This is a genomic window from Paenibacillus sp. FSL H3-0302 (assembly GCF_037982245.1).
In the GTDB taxonomy this organism is placed as follows: domain Bacteria; phylum Bacillota; class Bacilli; order Paenibacillales; family Paenibacillaceae; genus Paenibacillus_AQ; species Paenibacillus_AQ odorifer.
Genome location: NZ_CP150284.1, coordinates 1,253,448 through 1,271,958, shown reverse-complemented (window position 1 = coordinate 1,271,958; position 18,511 = coordinate 1,253,448). Strand labels below are relative to the sequence as shown.

Below are 18,511 nucleotides of genomic sequence, written 5' to 3'. Positions count from 1 at the left end.
TACTCTCTGTGGAATATGACAAGTAGCCCCCATCTATAGGGGCATAGCAAACACTAAAGTTGGAGGGACAATAACTTATGAACAACATCATTAATTTTGCGCATCGTGGAGCGTCGGCAGTGTGTCCAGAAAATACTATGGCAGCATTTCGCAAAGGTCTTGAGCTGGGTGCAACCGGAATAGAAACTGATGTACAAATGACCAAGGATGGCGGCCTAGTCCTCATTCATGATGAAACTCTAAACCGCACAACAAGCGGAACCGGCTATGTGAAGGATCATACACTCGCAGAACTACTGGAAGTGGACGCAGGCTCATGGTTCGGACCTGAATTCAAAGATGAGCGCCTTCCATTGCTGGAAGATTTATTAGATCTGCTGCAAGGTAGAGATACCATCCTAAATATCGAGCTTAAAAATGGCACTTTTTTATATCCGGGTATGGAGGAAAAAGTGATCGCGGCCGTACGTGATTTCAAGATGAGCGATCGCGTCATTTTTTCGAGCTTCAACCATTATTCACTAGCTTACTGTCAGTCGCTGGCACCGGAGATCAGAACAGGAATTCTATACGGGGAAGGCTTGTATCGTCCTTGGGACTATGCAGCTACACTTGGAGCGACTGCGTTGCATGCGTATCATTTTGCGGTACTGCCTGAATTCGTCGAAGAAGCGGCGAAGCATGGCGTCGCCTACCATCCTTGGACCGTTAACGATCCCGAGCGGATGAAATATTTAATTGAAGCTGGTGTATCAGGCATTATTACCGATCATCCAGACCTACTCGCTGGACTTCTGGCTGACAAGGGAGTGTGATGGTGTGAAAAAAGTCTGGCTGCTCGGATTCGGCTTTTTCAGCATCAGCATTACATGGAGTCTGTATAACGCATTTGTACCTTTTTTCCTCGAAAAATATGTACATAGCGTGGCCCTAATCAGCTTCATGATGACGATTGATAATTACTTCGCCTTATTCTTGCAGCCTTGGATCGGCAATCGGAGTGACCGCACGACCTCGCGTTTTGGACGCAGAATGCCTTATCTTATGATCGGTATGCCCTTCGCTGCCGTGCTGACTATGCTGATTCCGTTTCATACCGGACTATTTACACTGCTTTTATTTATGATGCTGATGAATTTAGCCATGAGTTTATACCGTTCCCCTACCGTCGCTCTCATGCCCGACATAACACCTGAAGAGCAGCGTACAAAGGCTAACGGATTAATTAATTTCATGGGTGGATTCGGATCAATTCTGGCTTTCGGCGTGGGTTCGATCCTCTATAAATCAAATCCTGCGCTGCCATTTCTCGTTGCTGGACTGATTACCCTGTTATGTCTGTTTATCGTATCGCGCTTCATCAAAGAAAAACGGGATGGTGTGAATATAAGCCCTACGCTTCTATCCGATACAGCGGGGAGCCCTTATACGACGATAGTTAAGCCTTCCAGAGTCTCCTTTCGCGGCCAGCTGGATCGTACTACAGTCTTTCTACTGGCAGCGATTTTCTTCTGGTTTGTAGCTTATCAAGGGGTCGAAACCTTGTTTACCTTGTATGGCAAAAACCATCTGGGCCTCAGTGAACAAGCAGCCTCCTTCTCCCTTACCTTCTTCTCCCTTGCCTTTGTGCTGTTCGCTATTCCGAGCGGTTGGCTGGGTGGGCGATTCGGGAAAAAGAAGATCATTATCGTCGGCGTATGTGGCCTGATGACGGTCTTTGCGCTTGTTGGGTTTGCACAGGACCTGCTGGTGCTTCGAGCGTTACTCCTGACAGGAGGAATCTTCTGGGCTTGTATCAACATCAACTCTTATCCTTATGTTGTTGCAACGGGAACTGAGGAGAGTATCGGTACTCGAACAGGGATGTATTATTTGGTCTCTTCACTGGCAGCGATCAGCTCGCCACCTTTGCTGGGGCTAATGATTGATATTTTTGATTACTCCATCCTGTTTTATGTAGCAGCGATTAGTATGGCGGTTGCCCTGCTCTGCCTCTTCTTGATGAAGGGACGCAAGCAAGTCCCCCACAAGTTTCACACACCGGGAGCCTAAAAAAAAGCGTCAGCCTTAGACATCCATTTATGTCCAAGGCTGACGCTTATATTTTATACTTAACAAACTAATTTTTATAAACTGAATAACGACCTGTACCCAGCTGTTTGGCGGTGTACATCGCTGTATCTGCTTCGTGCAGCAGCCTGAAATGATCCACCTTGCCATGACTAATGCTGATGCCTATGCTCGCAGATACAAAGAGGTTATGCTCTCCCAGCTGATAATGTCTGGTCGTCTTCTCCAGAATCTGCACCGCTAACTGCTCCGCTTCCTTCTGATTGCAGCCTTTAGCTACAATCACAAATTCATCGCCGCCTATGCGGAAAATATGGCGTTTTCTTTTGCTGGAGAATTGACTTAACCTTCCTCCCACCTCTTGCAGCAGTAAATCGCCCACATGATGTCCTAAGCTGTCATTGATTGATTTGAACCGGTTCAAATCCATAAACAATACGGCTAGTTGCTCATTTACTTTGCAGCGATCCCAAAAGTGATCCATTCCATTCTTGTTTAAGAGCCCCGTCAAGCCATCCTTATAGGCAAGTTCCTTAAGCTGCTCTCTTTCCGCCAAAACAAGGTTCAGCCGTGTAAGCAAAAACATTAAAACAGCTATCGTAAGCGCGTATATCAATAACGGAGTGAAAATCCCCCCATTGACCTCTATAGTTTCTTCTAAGGTTTTTTTGCCTAGCTGATGCATTGCCCACAATCCAACGACGATAGTTATAATGGAAAGGCCCGTATAAACCGCTCTTTGTTTTGGTTCCTTACTAGCAACATCCCGGTAAAATCTCAATACTAAATAACCTACAACCCCTGCGATGATAATGGACATTAACGTTTGTAAATAAATCTGAACCTCTACCACCTTTAATTCGCACATCCTTCTGAACTACAAATAATTAGCTTACTGTACTGCGATACCAATATATAAAAAAGCTCTGAACATTATCTGAACACTTACTCTTTCTCCAAATGCCGCGCACAATTATATAACTCGCAGTTCCAGGAGCCATCCGATTCGGATTTTGTTATTCGCGTAATTGACGTATTGTTCAATAATACTGTGCCGTCCAGTTCTGGAAGTAGTCTTCTAAGGCTACTGCGTAAAATTGCACCATGGCTAACGATCAGAATATGACTGCCTGAATGTCTCGCCGCAATTTCTTCAATCACTTCGCTGCCTCTGAGCTCGCTGGCTTCTGGAGTTTCCAAACCCAAATCTAACGTCTTCCAATCGGTTCCCCATCGTTCAATCCGCTCTTGCTGCGTAGTTCCTTCAATAAGTCCCGCATACATCTCTCGAATGCCCGACGCTAAACCCGTGATCTCAAGGCCTAATCTTTCTGCAATAACCTCTGCCGTTTGCCGCGCTCTGAGTAAATCACTTGAATATATGTAATCCCATTGTTCTGTGCTAAGACGTTCAGCCAGTAGTTGTGCCTGTTGCAGGCCTTCAGCATCCAATGAATTATCTGTATGCCCTTGCACTCTGCCTTCTTTATTCCACGCGGTACTTCCATGGCGAATTAAACCTATCGTAGTCATAAAAATCTCCTTTTAGCTATTGAGTCTAGTGGCAATTGTGATGCTGGTTATTGTGGTGGTTATTGTGCTGGTTATTGTGCTAATCTCAGTGCAATTTCAGTGCAATTTCAGTGCTAATATAAATAATATAATCTATATTCTATCAGATTCACCCTATGAACATTTAAAAATAAAGGTTATCCAAGTTTTTGAACATGAGGTATAATAAACCTTGTCGTTTTTTACAACAGCTACAAGATAAGGAGTAATTGTTTATGATGAAAAAGCTAGGGTCCACTCTGTTTCTTACCTTCTTACTGCTCGTTCCACTTGTCGCCACTTGCCCATCCACTGTTGGTGCAACACCAGTTCCTAAAAACACCGTCTATGTGGACAAGAATAACCATTCATACATACCACTGCGTCTCTTAAATAGCTTCACTGGTATACAGTCTGTATGGAATCCTAACGAAAAACGTATAAGCATTACGAATGCAGACACCACCATAACGCTTACATTAGGTCAAACCGCTGCGCTCGTCAATGAAAAGTCGGTTACGCTAACTGATCTTGCTTTCAGTGATAATGGCACGGTATATATCCCGTTGTCTTTTATCAGCACAACGCTTGGCATTCAATTAACCTGGGATAAGGAAGCCTCTTCATTAACCCTTAAGAGTAATGATATTGCAACCACTGTTCCTGTACAGTCCGGCGCACTAATCAAAGCGGATTCTTCACCAGTTGTCAGCGCTAGTAAAACCTTCAAAGTTGGCGGCAGATCCTTCAAAGCCCAGACGGTTACAGTGTCCCTGATGCATCCTAAGGTGAAACTTGATGTCGTACTGGCTGGAAATACGGTCGGAAAAGTAGAGGACCTAAGCAGTCTGGCTAAACGTAATAATGCCGTAGTTGCGATTAACGGAACATTTTTTGATGCCTATACAAAAGGAGCATACAAAGCTCCATACGGGTACATTGTCAGCGGCGGAAAAATGCTTAAAAATAGCTCCGGGGATCGCCGGACGATTTTTACCTATGACAGCAACCATCTGGCGTCACTGATTCCTGGGCTGGAATTCACAAGCCGCTTCGCTTCCGGTTCTATGGAAGGAGCTCTTCAAGCCGGCCCGCGTCTTCTTGTGAACGGCAAGGTATCCCTAAATGTCGCGGCAGAAGGCTTCAAAGATCCAAAAATCTTAACCGGCGGCGGAGCACGCAGCGCGCTCGGATTAACACGCGACCATAAGCTCATTCTACTGACCACTGGTGGAGCCACCATCCCACAGCTGGCAGAAATGATGAAGCAAGCTGGAGCGTATCAAGCCATGAATCTGGATGGTGGTGCATCCAGCGGGCTCTACTACAACGGCAAATATCTTACGTCCCCTGGGCGTCAGATCAGCAATGCGATTGTAGTCAAATATCAATAAAATCTCTTGGCCAGACGGCTAGTTGCGAGTGCTGAGCTTTGTGATTTGACTCAGCTACTGCTCGACTATGGCTACTAAGAATATATGATTCTATTGTACAAAGTGCAATCAGAGGCAGTTTGCAGCGCATAATTGCTCTGGCGGTATGATTGCTGTGCGACGTATGAGATTACTGTGCAGCGTATGATTGCCGAGCTCAAACCCAAAAATCCCCTTGATGACTTACCCATCAAGGGGATTTTTCATAGTACGTTGCCAGTTTAGGTACTGCTGACAGATTCAATATCGGGGGCAGCCGGTGCAACTTAATCTGTGTGACCTGAATATTCCCACACCTGTAACCAAACTTCTGTAGTAAAGCCCAATTCCTCATAGAAAGGCTGCATAGAACCTACGTAAACTTTACTAGCTCCGAGTTGTTTTAAACGGTTAAATCCTTCGTGTAGAACCGCCCGTCCCAGTCCCAGCTTTCGATAGTTAATGGATGTGCCTACAGGCTCCAGAGCACCAATTCTATTGCTGCTGTCCCAAAAAATATTACAAAAGGAAACCACTTCGCCCGTGTCATTCACAACGCTAAGATCGAGCTGCGGATTATAGCTTGGAGCGTTACTCATATTCCCATAATGCAGCAGCGTGAGCTCTGCCTCCGCCGTTTCTGCATAGTCGAAGGCCATGATATGTCCGAGCGCTTTTGCAGTAACCTCGATCTCATCTCCGCTGCATATTCTAAAGCCAGAGGGGAGCTCCACAGGGAATTCCTCATCCAATCGCAAGGAGTTTACGCTTTCCTTACCACCCGTTTGATGATACCCCCTCTTACGAGCAACCTCCGCCGCAGAAGTCATATTCTCCGGTATTGGCACATACAGCTCTACGTAACCACCGTTCTCTTCCTCAGCTTTTTGTTCAGCAAAAGCGAACATTTCTTCAAGTAATTTTTCCGGAGGATTCATCTCAGCACACTGAAAATAGAACCCATCGTCCCTGCACACTACAGCTGCAAGCTCTCCATTCTCATACTCCCATAAGCCCACTTTTTGTTCCCACTGCTCCAGCGTTCCACTTCTCGTCTCCTGAAAAAAAATAACAAATTCCCAGCGGTCTATAAGCCAGGTATTTGGAGTCTTTAGCTTACTATAACTTTTTATAAGAAAATGACGTACCTTTAGCAGATCTTCAGAACGGTAGCTTCTAAAATTAATGTTCATTTTCCACGCCCCTCTCTTTAATTTCATATTAAGGGGGATGCAAAATGAAGCATATATCATAATTAGTTATTATTATTTTATACTACCTAATATGATCCGTACGTTCACAAAACAAACATTTCTCGAGTGGAAATTATGAGCTCCACGCATCCGTTAACTGCATTTAGTGCAACTATTCCTCAGAAAGTTACTTAAAAAGATAGTTAGTTGTATTTCGTGCAGTTAAATTTCTGGTTTTCCTTTAATTCCACTAGATTCACCCTTTTTAGTTGCACGAAGTGCAACTAAACGGCTTCTAGGGACTATCTACTCAGAAATAAGTGTACAAAGTGCAATTAGAGAAAGCTTTGGAGTGGGCGATCTTCTTCCGGAGGAAATAGTCACTGATCAAGCTTTTTCAAGCGATAATTATGAGCTCCACACATCTGTTAATTGTATTTAGTGCAACTATTCCTCAGAATGCTCCTTCAAAAGATAGTTAGTTGTATTTCGTGCAGTTAAATTTCTGATTTCCCTTTAATTGCACTAGATTCACCCTTTTTAGTTGCACAGAGTGCAATTAAATGGCTTCTAATGACCAACTACGCAGGAATAAGTGTACAAAGTGCAATTAGAGAAAGCTTTGGAGTGGGCGGTCTTCTTCCGGAGGAAATAGTCACTGATCAAGCTTTTTCAAGCGATAATTATGAGCTCCACGCATCCGTTAACTGCATTTAGTGCAACTATTTCCTCAGAATGCTCCTTCAAAAGATAGTTAGTTGTATTTCGTGCAGTTAAATTTCTGGTTTTCCTTTAATTCCACTAGATTCACCCTTTTTAGTTGCACGAAGTGCAATTAAATGGCTTCTAAGGACTATCTACTCAGAAATAAGTGTACAAAGTGCAATTAGAGAAAGCTTTGGAGTGGGCGATCTTCTTCCGGAGGAAATAGTCACTGATCAAGCTTTTTCAAGCGATAATTATGAGCTCCACGCATCCGTTAACTGCATTTAGTGCAACTATTCCTCAGAATGCTCCTTCAAAAGATAGTTAGTTGTATTTCGTGCAGTTAAATTTCTGGTTTTCCTTTAATTGCACTAGATTCACCCTTTTTAGTTGTACGAAGTGCAATTAATGGCTACTAGGGACTATCTACTCAGAAATAAGTGTACAAAGTGCATTTAGATGACTTCTAAGGACTATCTACTCAGAAATAAGTGTACAAAGTGCAATTAGAGAAAGTTTTGGAGTGGGCGATCTTCTTTCAGAGGAAATAGTCACTGATCAAGCTTTCTCAAGCGATAATTATGAGCTCCTCACATCCGTTAACTGCATTTAGTGCAACTATTCCTCAGAATGCTCCTTCAAAAGTTAGTTTAGTTGTATTTCGTGCAGTTAAATTTCCGGTTTTCCTTTAATTGCACTAGATTCACCCTTTTTAGCTGCACGAAGTGCAACTAAACGGCTTCTAGGGACTATCTACGCAGAAATAAGTGTACAAAGTGCAATTAAGTCTGGATAATCCGCTTGAGCGAAATCTGGATTGCTTAGAGCTAGATCAGCTAAAGCTAGATCAGCTAGAGCTAGTTCAGCTAGAGCTAGTTCAGCTAGAGCTAGTTCAGCTAGAGCTAGTTCAGCTAGAGCTAGTTCAGCTAGAGCTAGTTCAGCTAGAGCTAGTTCAGCTAGAGCTAGATCAGCTAGAGCTAGTTCAGCTAGACTTAGATCAGCTAAATTCCCCTTCGATAAATCTAGCTAGATTCTTACGTTGACCACGAATAAGAGTACTCTTTTTGCATAATTTTCCTTGTCCATGTTACTGTATAACTGAACAAAGGAGTGAAAATATGGAGACGATTCTAATCATAGAGGACGATGCCAAGCTGGCAAGCTTGCTGAGCACGTACCTATCGAAATATGGGTTCCGTACAATTATTGTAGAAGATTTCAACAGGGTGCTGGAGACTTTTAATGAAAGCTCGGCTGACCTTATCTTACTGGACGTCAATCTGCCTAAATACGATGGGTTCTACTGGTGCCGCCAGATTCGTTCCCTCTCACTCTGCCCGATTCTGTTCATTTCTGCACGGGATAGTGGAATGGATCAGGTGATGGCGCTTGAGAATGGCGGGGACGATTATATCACTAAGCCTTTTCACTATGAGGTTGTACTTGCCAAAATCCGCAGCCACATACGTAGAGCATACGGTTCATACTCACAGACTCAAGAAGAGCATAAACTCCAATCTGGAGGTTTAATCCTCTATCCTGAACGATATATGATCCAATACGACGGGTACACGAGTGAGCTAACCCAAAAGGAAGCGGTTCTACTGGAAGCTTTACTGCTTAAGGAAGGACGAGTGGTTAACCGGGAGCGTCTGCTCGATCTCATGTGGAAGGATCAGCATTTCATAGATGACAATACATTAAATGTCTACATAACCCGTGTCCGCAAAAAGCTCAAGGATCTCGGTCTTGGCGACATTGTGGAAACCGTAAGAGGCGCTGGCTATCGGCTTAATGTTTCTAAGGATACGCCATGAGGCTTTTTTGGAGAGACCAGATCTCTCTGATCCTATTCTATCTGCTTCAGATGCTGCTTATCCCTTTGCTGTATTGGCTGTCTGGTGAGAACAGACCGATCTCTATCATGCTTTATGGAATCGCCTTGAGTACCGTAGTTCTATTGCTATATCTAGGCTACCGATACGTTCAGCACCGGAGATTGTATGCAGCATTAAGCGAACCTATGGACATGCTCCAAAAACATCTTGTTTCCTTAGGAGACACTCCTCTTTCAGAAGCTATCCATGAGTTATTGCAGCTGATTGACCGCCAGTATCAGGAGCAAGTGAATGCGCATGCGCGCCAGATGGATCAGCATATCGTATTCATGAATCGCTGGGTTCATCAAATGAAGACCCCGCTCTCTGTAATTCAGCTTACGCTAAAGGATCTTGAAGAGGAGGCTGCCGCAAGTATTCAGGAGGAACTGGAACGTCTGCGCGGAGGGCTGGAGATGGTTATCTACACTTCAAGACTTGACCGATTTGAAAATGATTTTCAAGTTGAACCGTTACTTCTGCGCAAAACCGTTAGTGAGGCGGTAGCCGAAAATCGCAGACTATTCATACGCCGGGGTATAAAAGTAGATGTACAGGTGGATGACAATCTCGCGGTATATAGCGATGCTAAATGGTTAATGTTTATGCTGGCCCAAATCTTAACCAATGCCGTAAACTATACCTCCGGTACTGGCAAGACCGTTACCCTCTCAGCTCAGCGTGTAGGCACCGACACGATTCTGGATATTACCGATCAAGGGATCGGCATTTCTCCTGAGGATCTGAAGCGGGTCTTTAATCCCTACTTTACGGGTGACCGCGGACGACATTATCATGAATCGACAGGGATGGGGCTGTATCTCGTCCGGGAGATTTGCAACAGGCTCGAACACAAGGTGGATATTCAGTCCCGGCTCGGGGAAGGAACCCGCGTGCGACTTATTTTTAGCAACAGTGATCATCTACAGAAATAATATTGAGGGGACTTCATCGTCATTATTCATGGCTTTGAAGCCTCCTTCTTCTTTATAGGCTACTTATCTCTCAACCCATTCTCCACAAGGAGAATGGCGAACATAACCTTAACGTCTCTGTAAGGAAACCTTAAGGTAAATCCATAGCAGCTAATCTCTCGATCTTATAAATTATATACATAACCCGTTCCCCGAATAAGGCGGATGAAATCATTTTTGTATTGGAAGGAATGAATGATATGAACGTATTGGAAGTCAAAGGACTTCATAAGGTATACCCCGGCAAAATAGTGACCCAAGCCCTCACCGATATTCATCTTAATATTGAAAAAGGTGAATTTGTCGGAATTATGGGACCGTCTGGTAGCGGTAAAACAACACTGCTCAATGTGGTATCCACAATCGACCAGCCGTCCTCTGGCGAAGTGAATATCAATGGCAGCAACCCTTATCTTTTGAATAAAAAAGAGCTCGCCCACTTTCGCCGAAAACAGCTAGGCTTTGTGTTTCAGGACTTCAACCTGCTTGAGACGTTAACCGTCGCCGAAAATATTGTGCTGCCCCTGACTTTGGATAACCGTAAGCTCTCACAGATGGAAATCTTGCTTCAAAGAGTCGCTGAACGCTTAAACATTACCGATATTCTGAGCAAACGCACCTATGAAATTTCAGGGGGACAACGTCAGCGGACCGCAATTGCCCGGGCGATCATTACCTCTCCTTCGATTATTTTGGCCGATGAGCCTACGGGTGCGCTTGACTCCAATTCTTCGCGGATGGTGATGGAATCGCTGGAGGATATTAACCACAAAGAAGGCACCACGCTAATGCTCGTAACACATGATCCACTGGCAGCGAGCTACTGCAACCGAATTGTTTTTATAAAAGACGGCAAACTAGCAGCGGAAATTCACCGGGGAGATAACCGTCAGGCCTTCTTCCAAAAGATTATCGACACACTTTCATTCTGGGGAGGGAATAGTCATGAACTTTCCTCAATTCGCGTTTAATAATGTACGCCGTAATTCGCGCGCTTATTTTGCTTTTTTCTTAAGCAGTGCTTTTATGGTCATGATCTTTTTCTCTTATTCAGTCTTTATTTATCACCCTAGTATTACGAACATCGCGCTGGGTGCGAATTCAGCCTCCGGCATGCAAATTGCTTCTTACATTGTGTTTATCTTTGCGTTCTTTTTCGTACTATATTCGATTAGCGCATTTCTGAAAATGCGTAATCTGGAGTTCGGCATACTGATGATTTTAGGCGCACGACCTGGCCAGATCAACAAGCTGATTCTTATAGAAAACATGCTGATCGGACTGCTCTCTATAGTAACAGGTGTGTCTTTCGGCATGCTTTTATCCAAGTTATTCTTGCTGCTAAGCACGACAATTATGGGCATGGAGCCACTACCCTTTTATTGGCCAATGAAGGCGTTAATGATTACTTCTATCTCTTTCATTTCATTATTTCTGGTCATTTCGATCTTCACATTATTGTTCATTCGTAAACATCAAGTTCTTGAACTGCTTAAGGGAAATGTTAAACCTAAAAAAGAACCCCGTGTCTCCTTGTTGTTCTCGCTCTTTGGGCTTCTACTGTTGACCGTCGGCGCTCTCGCGATTCGGAAGCAATTGTCCCCGTCCTCACTATTAGTCGCCGCTGTCACAGGTATCGCTGGAACCTACTTTTTCTACTCTCAGTTATCTGTATTGGGCATTCGCCTACTAAAACTAAGACGCAAACGGTTATGGCGCGGAACCAATCTGCTGTGGATTTCCGAGATGAGTTATAAGATTAAAGACAATGCAAGAATGCTGTTCCTTGTAACTGTGGTTACCTCGCTTGCCTGTATGGCTTCGGGAATTCTTTTATCGATTAATCAAGCGAACTCAGACCTCTATAAAAAATCCCCATTCGCTGTGAGTTATACGATTTATGATCCGAAGGATGAAGCACCAGATTTAGAGCCCATTCACACTAAATTAAAGAATGCTAAAGTCGAGTATACAGAGAATAAAGTAGATCTAATCTCTGCTTCCATTCAAGGAATCGATAAGGAAATAATACTTGGAATTGATCTGATCTCCCGCTCACAGTTCAATCAACTGGGCTTACAGATGGATGTATCCGAGGTTGGACCCTTGTCTGAAAAAGAAGCTGTATTACTGCTGAACCCACATATGGATTCACAGAATTATGCTGCTAATCGAGCGATTCATTTGAAGGTTCAAAAAGATGAGGAACTGATGTTAAAAGAATTACGAACACCAAAGGTGCATCCAGTAGATCCAATGGCCACCTCACTTCTAATCGTAGATGACAACTTATATCATAAGATTTCTAATTCAACAGAGAAGTACACGAGACCTTATGTGAAATATCTATACAAAATCCCTGCATGGGACGGTCCTACACCTAATGACAGCTCAGCTGAAGCTGTTGTCACCAGAGACCTTATCCAATGGAATAAAGCCGCTAACAAGGCTAACCATCAATACAGCTCTATACTGGGATCGCGAGCAGACAGCTATCTATCTACCAAACAAGGGGCCGCCATGCTTAGCTTTATAGGGATTTTTATCGCACTGATCTTCTCGCTTTCATCAGCCAGCTTTCTCTTTTTTAAGCTTCATACTGAGCTCAATACAGATAAGCAAATGTATAATGCTTTGTCCAAAATCGGTTTAAGTACTAAAGAAATGTCAGCTTCTGCTACCAAACAGATTTCTGTGCTTTTCTATATTCCGATTATTATTGCCACCATTCAGACCCTTGTCGTGATACGCCCGATACTGAAACAGATTAATATCACAAATGTAACTGTGCCCGTGCTTACTACATCTGCTGTATTTCTGGTTGTGCAAACTATCTATTTCCTTATTGCGAGATCACGGTACATTCATAGTCTCAAGAAAATAATGGTGTAACACCATGTTGAAAAGAATCGTAACCCTGGATGTACTTCGCGGCTTGGAACTTATGGCAGCACCAAAAGGTTCTCTAGCTGATCAATAGGCAATTTGCTATAGTTAGTAAACTATTACTAATTAATGAGGCAAGGAGGTTCCTGATTTATGTCCAAGGCTGATCACATGTTATCCATTCTCTGGATGCTCAAGCAACGGGGAAGAACCGCCGGGGAACTAGCAGAAGCGCTAGAGATCAGTGTCCGCTCTGTCTATCGCTACATCGACGCGTTATGCATCAGTGGCGTACCCATTATCGCGGATAGTGGACCTGGTGGTGGCTATAGCCTTCCGGAGCATTTTTCCGAGGTCCCGTTATTCTTTGACTCCGACGAACAACGTTCCCTCCTGCAAGCCGCCTCCTTTGCGCGGGGAACTGGATATCCTTATGTAGAAGCTCTAGATCAAGCAATCGCCAAACTGAAACGGTACAGCAATGCGCAGCAATTAGAACAGATGGAGCGTCATGAGAGCGGGATAGAAACCATCCACTCCCCTGCTGCGCCGCTTCCCCACCTGCTGCAAGAGCTTGAATTAGCGACGGCGAACGGACATACCCTCCAGATGGAATATCGGAAGGGAAACGAGGAGACGATTTCTTCCCGCGCTATTGATCCTTATGGACTTGTCCTGTGGAAAGGGCAATGGTACACCGTTGCTTATTGCCATCAGAGGCAAGAAATTCGGTCTTTCCGAGTCGATAGAATAACTGAACTGCACCGCACAGAAGCTCTGTTTGCCCGTCCTGCTGACTTCTCTGCACGGGATTTTTTGTTAAAAAGCTTGCTGCCCACACCAAATACTCCAGAAAAACTCATAGCAGTAGTCATCGCCGCCGATGAAGGAATCCTTAACGATCTATGCAGTCATTGGCTGTTTGGACATACGCTGGTCCAGCGCATTGACGGACAAGCCCGTTTTCAAGTCGATGAGACCTCCTTACTGACTTATGCGCCTTACTTCTTGTTGCCTTATGGATCAACACTACGAATCCTAGAGCCTTTAGCTCTGAAACAAAAGCTGTCCGCTATAGCTACCGATCTGGCAGCTTATTATAAGACTTAAAATGATTATTTTAGGATCACTGACCGTAGTTGTCAGTGATCCTTTTGTATAGTGTAAATAAGTCTAAGGGAATAAATGATTGTACAAACCAAGGAGGAATAAGGAATGAAAGAACTTCACTATGAATTTTATATTGGCGGAACACCTGAGCAGGTATGGGAGACTTTGATCTCTCCCGAAGGTACTAAACAGATTTACTACGGGAGCGTAATCCAATCTACTTTTAAAGAAGGTGAATTGCTGGAATATGTTGGTCCCGGTGCAGATGGCGATGAAACGATACATGTATATGGGACTCTGCTGGAGTTCACTCCACAAAAAGCGTTTCGTTTCACGCATAAGGTCGGCCCCTCCTATCATAAGGGTACAGAAAGATATGAATCGCGTATATCTTGGCTGCTTGAACCGGTGGGTGGAACTACTAAGCTTACGCTTATCCACGATGAATGGCATCCTGATGATCCTTCATATGCTGGCAGTATCAACGCCTGGTGGCAGGTTCTGAGTAATATTAAAACCTTGGTCGAGACCGGACGTACACTTGATTTTGGCAGCTGGTCGTAATTTTAATGTTAATTAAGAATTAAGCTCAACCCTGCGGAAAAGAGCGTACAAGCCCTCTTTCGTCAGGGGCTTTTTTTGCTTAATTTTATTTTGCCTAAGGGAAACATTCTTGTTGCAGGGACAAAGTTGTTGCCATATACTAATGTTGTGCCAGACTACAAGAAATGTTCTAATACACAAAATAAAAACCGTAGGCGGTAAAAATATAAATGAAAGAAGGGATCTCATGACTGGAACAACTATTCCTTTATCAGAGGCTGCAAAGGGTAGCACGCTGCGCATCAGCGACATTGAAGTTCAAGGTGTGCTTAGAAGAAGATTACTGGACCTCGGGTTCGTAGTCGGGAATATCGTAGAGGTGTTGCGGCGTAGTCCATTAGGAGATCCTATAGCTTTTCGGGTAAGCAATACGACCATTGCATTGCGTAGAGAAGAAAGTTCTTTAATATTCGGAGAATTAATTGGAGGTGTAGAAGCATGAGTCAGTTCACCGTCGCTTTTGCAGGCAATCCTAACACCGGAAAAAGCACACTATTCAACCTGCTAACCGGCATGCGACAGCATACTGGAAACTGGGCAGGTAAAACCGTCATTACTGCCGAAGGCGAATTCAAACACAATAACCATTCATACCTCGCGGTAGATTTACCAGGAACGTACTCCCTATACTCAAATTCCGCGGATGAAGAAGCGGCTAGAGATTATATTATTTTTGAACAGCCAGACGTGACACTTGTAGTGCTTGACGCTACTTCGCTGGAACGTAATCTCAATCTTGCCTTGCAAGTGCTGGAGATTACCGGACGGGCGGTTGTCTGCATCAACCTCATTGATGAAGCACGTAAGCTGGGCATCGACATCAACCTGAAGAGTATCTCCAAACGTCTCGGCGTACCCGTCGTTGCGATATCGGCACGCAATAAAATAGGGATCGATGCCTTATTGGATCAAGTGGAGCGAGTGGCTACAGGCTCATTCACAGCGCAGCCGCTGCGGATTAGTTACAACGAAGAGATCGAACGGGGAATTGCCGAGCTTACACCATTGGTAGAGCAAACCATCGGTACCAAATATCCCGCTCGCTGGATTGCACTGCGCTTATTGGACGGTGATGACAGCCTGCTTACTTCACTTAAAGAGCATATGAAAAGCAAGGATTTACCCGAAGCAAAGGAGGTCATCGGCCATGGAGTCACTGCCTATCACTAAGGGATCTGACGCTCTAGATTCCCTATTGTCCACCGCAAAAAAGCTCGCTGACGGCGGAGCCATTCGGGATGAGATTGTCAGTGGTATATATGGCGTATCCGCAGGCATCTGCGGAGATGCAGTTACTTATCGGGATAAGAAGAAACTGAACAGCACTTATAAGCTGGATAATATCGTGACCTCCAAAATTTGGGGTTTTCCCATCATGCTCGCCATTCTCGGTGTCGTATTCTGGATTACGATTGCCGGGGCTAACTACCCTTCTAGCTGGCTCGCTTCCTTCTTTGGCTTCATCGAAGGATATCTGACAGCGGGATTTGAGGCTCTCCATGCCCCAGCTTGGCTGCACGGCGTGCTTGTGCTTGGCTTGTATCGAGGCACCTCATGGGTAATCAGTGTCATGCTGCCACCGATGATGATCTTTTTCCCCGTATTCGCTCTGCTTGAGAATTTCGGGTATCTGCCACGCGTTGCGTTTAACATGGACCGACTGTTCAAAAAATCAGGTGGTCATGGCAAGCAAGCTTTAACCATGTCCATGGGCTTCGGCTGTAATGCGGCCGCTATCCTCTCCACACGAATCATCGAATCGCCGCGTGAACGAATGCTGGCTATACTGACCAACAATTTTGTCCCTTGCAACGGCCGCTGGCCCACGCTGATTTTATTGTCTTCCTTATTTATGGCAGGAGCCGCTACGACAGGGGCGCTTCGTACATTCACCACTGCCTCCGTCCTAATGGGAATGGTTCTAATCGGCATCATTGTTACCTTAACCGTTTCCTGGGTCATGTCCAAAACTGCGCTGCGTGGGGTTCCCACACATTACACATTGGAGCTTCCTCCCTACCGCCGTCCACAAATCTGGAAGACCATACTTATTTCCTCCAAAGATAAGTCCCTTAACGTACTTACTCGGGCTATCGTCGTTGCTGCCCCTGCCGGGATTATCACTTGGATTCTAGGCAATCTGTTTATTGGCGGCGATTCTGTACTGAATCATATGGCTGCATTCTTTGATCCGTTCGCACATTTGCTTGGCATGGATGGCTTTATCATCATGGCCTTTATTCTTGGACTTCCTGCGAATGAAATCGTATTGCCTATCCTGCTTATGGGCTATATGTCCTCAGGCGCTATGGTTGATATCGACAGCTTAGGCAGTATCAAAGATGTCTTTCTCTCACATGGCTGGACCTGGCTGACCGCACTCAACATGATGCTGTTCTCCCTGCTCCACTATCCTTGTGGTACGACACTCGTGAACATTTACAAGGAAACAAAAAGCATGAAGTGGGCCGTTCTCTCAGCAGTCATTCCGCTGGGTATCGCCATCGGAGTAACCTTTGCTGTCGCTCAGCTTGCCCGGTTATTTGGGTGGGTGTGACGAGGGTGAGGTAGGCTTGCGATCTAAACTCAAGTGACATCACAACTGACTTCAACTGATTTCAACTTACATCGCAAAAATTCATCATTAACTCACTAAATTCACCTTAATCACATCACCCAAATTAACCTTGCTACACGGAATTCACCTTACTTTACCTTACAATCTAAAGTTCAACTTGCTTCACAAAATTCTGCCCTCCTTGAACTGATATTTAAGGAGATTCTCCCTCAAATTCGAACTTTATAGGCGCGCGTTAAACTTTTTGCGGAATTTCTCCCTGATAATCGATCTTTATAAGCACACATTGGACTTTTTGCGGAATTTCTCCCTAATAATTAGCCGATTATAGGCAAAAAGGGCAATTTCCGCAGAATTTTAGGGAGGAATTCCCCAATTATCGCTAATAATGAGTAAAACACGATAAAATCAGGGAGGATTTCCCTAATTATTGATTCTAGATGGTTCCGAGCTACACTTGAGCACCAGCACCAGCACCAGCACCAGCACCAGCACCAGCACCAGCACCAGCACTAGACCTGCATCGCCCTTCCACACATACCAACTCTAGACCTACGCCGCCCTTCAGCACACACCAGCATTAGCATCAGTACCTTTTCGCCCACCAACATACTCCACCACTGGTCCACCAACACAGCCCAACACCAGTTACTCAAGGTCTTCTCAAACAAATAAGCGGTCGCTCGGATGTTTATCCCGAGCGACCGCTTATTTTATCACAACCCCTTATATACTCTTACGTCCTAACTTGATCCCACCATTACATTACATGACGTGACTCTACAGTTAGAGTCATTTTTTGCGCGTTCCATCATTTCTACGACGGTATAGAACAGCCCCAGCTATAGCTACTAGAACGATAATTATTCCACTAATCCCCACATTAACAAGAGGAAAGGAATCACTGTCCCCAGCGGGGTTCCCCGTTTGATCAGGCTCATTACTCCCAGCTCCTGACTCCGGTGAATTATTCGGGGTTACCTCCGGAGAAGCGGTAGGCGTTGTAGGCGAAATACCCGGTCCCAGCTCTTTTAGATCCACTGAGTCAGCGGTTAGCCGCTTAGTTCGACTGCATAAACTAGCCTCCAGATTACCAGAGTCTCCGCCGTCTCTAGCATAAGCATAGACAATGTAACTTTCCCCTTCCACAAACTCAAAGCCGCAGCTTGCAGAAGATAAAGCCGTAGTCAATGTAACTTGGTTTCCCTCGACCCCTTTCCAGCTGGAATCCACCTCAAAGGTTACCTTTACTGGATCAGCAGAAGAAATTATGTTCCCCTGTGACGGCTCCTTCATGTCCACTACTTTCCCGACAAAGACAGCTGTACTTTTCTCAAGAGCTTCCAGTGGCTCCGCAGGCATAACACAGGAACATGCATAAGTGACTGAGGGCCTCACCGTCAGCAAAGCCGTAAATATTAATAGGACACCTAGAAATATCATCATTGGACTTCGGAAATTGAACTTTCGGAAATTGATCTTTCGCACTTTGATAACCCCCTTCTTTACCTTACAGACGGAGCAAACGTGGAAAGTGTTACAGGAATTCCCA

At 44.7% G+C, this 18,511-nt stretch carries 17 protein-coding genes; 13 read left to right on the top strand and 4 right to left on the bottom strand.

From position 1 onward, the window contains the following. Positions 1-77 precede the first annotated feature (77 nt). A complete protein-coding gene (locus tag MHH50_RS05560) occupies positions 78-815 on the top strand; it encodes a glycerophosphodiester phosphodiesterase (RefSeq protein WP_076104695.1) in 738 nt (245 codons plus the stop codon). Between the two features lie 4 nt (positions 816-819). Next, entirely contained in the window at positions 820-2,052 is a 1,233-nt protein-coding gene (locus MHH50_RS05555) for an SLC45 family MFS transporter (protein ID WP_076307458.1), read from the top strand. A 67-nt stretch (positions 2,053-2,119) separates the two neighbouring features. On the opposite strand, the gene MHH50_RS05550 is transcribed toward MHH50_RS05555, so the two are convergent. Further along, positions 2,120-2,938 (bottom strand): GGDEF domain-containing protein, encoded by an 819-nt coding sequence (locus MHH50_RS05550; protein WP_081383526.1) that lies wholly within the window; start codon positions 2,936-2,938, stop codon positions 2,120-2,122. A 77-nt stretch (positions 2,939-3,015) separates the two neighbouring features. Further along, positions 3,016-3,603, bottom strand: coding sequence for a histidine phosphatase family protein (locus tag MHH50_RS05545; RefSeq protein WP_076282062.1), 588 nt, complete (start codon positions 3,601-3,603; stop codon positions 3,016-3,018). Between the two features lie 257 nt (positions 3,604-3,860). Here MHH50_RS05545 and MHH50_RS05540 point away from each other — a divergent pair, with 257 nt between their 5' ends. After that, the gene (locus MHH50_RS05540) at positions 3,861-5,015 is read left to right on the top strand and encodes a phosphodiester glycosidase family protein (RefSeq protein WP_340034586.1); all 1,155 of its coding nucleotides are present in this window, start codon (positions 3,861-3,863) and stop codon (positions 5,013-5,015) included. Positions 5,016-5,320: 305 nt separating this feature from the next. Here MHH50_RS05540 and MHH50_RS05535 read toward each other — a convergent pair whose 3' ends face one another. After that, positions 5,321-6,226: a GNAT family N-acetyltransferase gene (locus MHH50_RS05535; protein WP_340034058.1), complete on the bottom strand. Its 906-nt coding sequence runs from the start codon at positions 6,224-6,226 to the stop codon at positions 5,321-5,323. 1,472 nt (positions 6,227-7,698) lie between these two features. On the opposite strand from MHH50_RS05535, the gene MHH50_RS05530 reads away from it, so the two are divergent. The 10 genes from MHH50_RS05530 to MHH50_RS05485 all read left to right on the top strand — a co-directional run bounded on the left by MHH50_RS05530 (position 7,699) and on the right by MHH50_RS05485 (position 16,938). After that, entirely contained in the window at positions 7,699-7,974 is a 276-nt protein-coding gene (locus tag MHH50_RS05530) for a hypothetical protein (protein ID WP_340034057.1), read from the top strand. A 75-nt stretch (positions 7,975-8,049) separates the two neighbouring features. Continuing rightward, positions 8,050-8,748: a response regulator transcription factor gene (locus MHH50_RS05525; protein WP_076282065.1), complete on the top strand. Its 699-nt coding sequence runs from the start codon at positions 8,050-8,052 to the stop codon at positions 8,746-8,748. Then, entirely contained in the window at positions 8,745-9,743 is a 999-nt protein-coding gene (locus tag MHH50_RS05520; protein WP_076307420.1) for a sensor histidine kinase, read from the top strand. Before MHH50_RS05525 ends, MHH50_RS05520 begins: the two co-directional genes overlap by 4 nt. Positions 9,744-9,982: 239 nt before the next feature. Beyond that, positions 9,983-10,753: an ABC transporter ATP-binding protein gene (locus MHH50_RS05515; protein WP_340034585.1), complete on the top strand. Its 771-nt coding sequence runs from the start codon at positions 9,983-9,985 to the stop codon at positions 10,751-10,753. Further along, positions 10,728-12,674 (top strand): ABC transporter permease, encoded by a 1,947-nt coding sequence (locus MHH50_RS05510; RefSeq protein ID WP_076309218.1) that lies wholly within the window; start codon positions 10,728-10,730, stop codon positions 12,672-12,674. The genes MHH50_RS05515 and MHH50_RS05510 overlap by 26 nt, the downstream gene beginning before the upstream one ends. Positions 12,675-12,821: 147 nt before the next feature. Further along, positions 12,822-13,778, top strand: coding sequence for a YafY family protein (locus tag MHH50_RS05505; protein WP_076309219.1), 957 nt, complete (start codon positions 12,822-12,824; stop codon positions 13,776-13,778). 105 nt (positions 13,779-13,883) lie between these two features. Further along, positions 13,884-14,342, top strand: a complete 459-nt coding sequence (locus tag MHH50_RS05500; RefSeq protein ID WP_076104700.1) for an SRPBCC domain-containing protein — start codon at positions 13,884-13,886, stop codon at positions 14,340-14,342. A 226-nt stretch (positions 14,343-14,568) separates the two neighbouring features. Further along, on the top strand, positions 14,569-14,823 hold the full coding sequence (locus MHH50_RS05495; RefSeq protein ID WP_036679839.1) for a FeoA family protein: 255 nt from the start codon (positions 14,569-14,571) through the stop codon (positions 14,821-14,823). Further along, on the top strand, positions 14,820-15,551 hold the full coding sequence (locus tag MHH50_RS05490; RefSeq protein ID WP_076130631.1) for a FeoB small GTPase domain-containing protein: 732 nt from the start codon (positions 14,820-14,822) through the stop codon (positions 15,549-15,551). Before MHH50_RS05495 ends, MHH50_RS05490 begins: the two co-directional genes overlap by 4 nt. Further along, complete coding sequence (locus MHH50_RS05485) at positions 15,529-16,938, top strand: nucleoside recognition domain-containing protein (protein WP_076220490.1); 1,410 nt, start codon at positions 15,529-15,531, stop codon at positions 16,936-16,938. Before MHH50_RS05490 ends, MHH50_RS05485 begins: the two co-directional genes overlap by 23 nt. Positions 16,939-17,751: 813 nt before the next feature. Here the strand turns inward: MHH50_RS05485 and MHH50_RS05480 are convergent. Further along, positions 17,752-18,402, bottom strand: coding sequence for a hypothetical protein (locus tag MHH50_RS05480; RefSeq protein ID WP_340034584.1), 651 nt, complete (start codon positions 18,400-18,402; stop codon positions 17,752-17,754). Positions 18,403-18,511 lie beyond the last annotated feature (109 nt).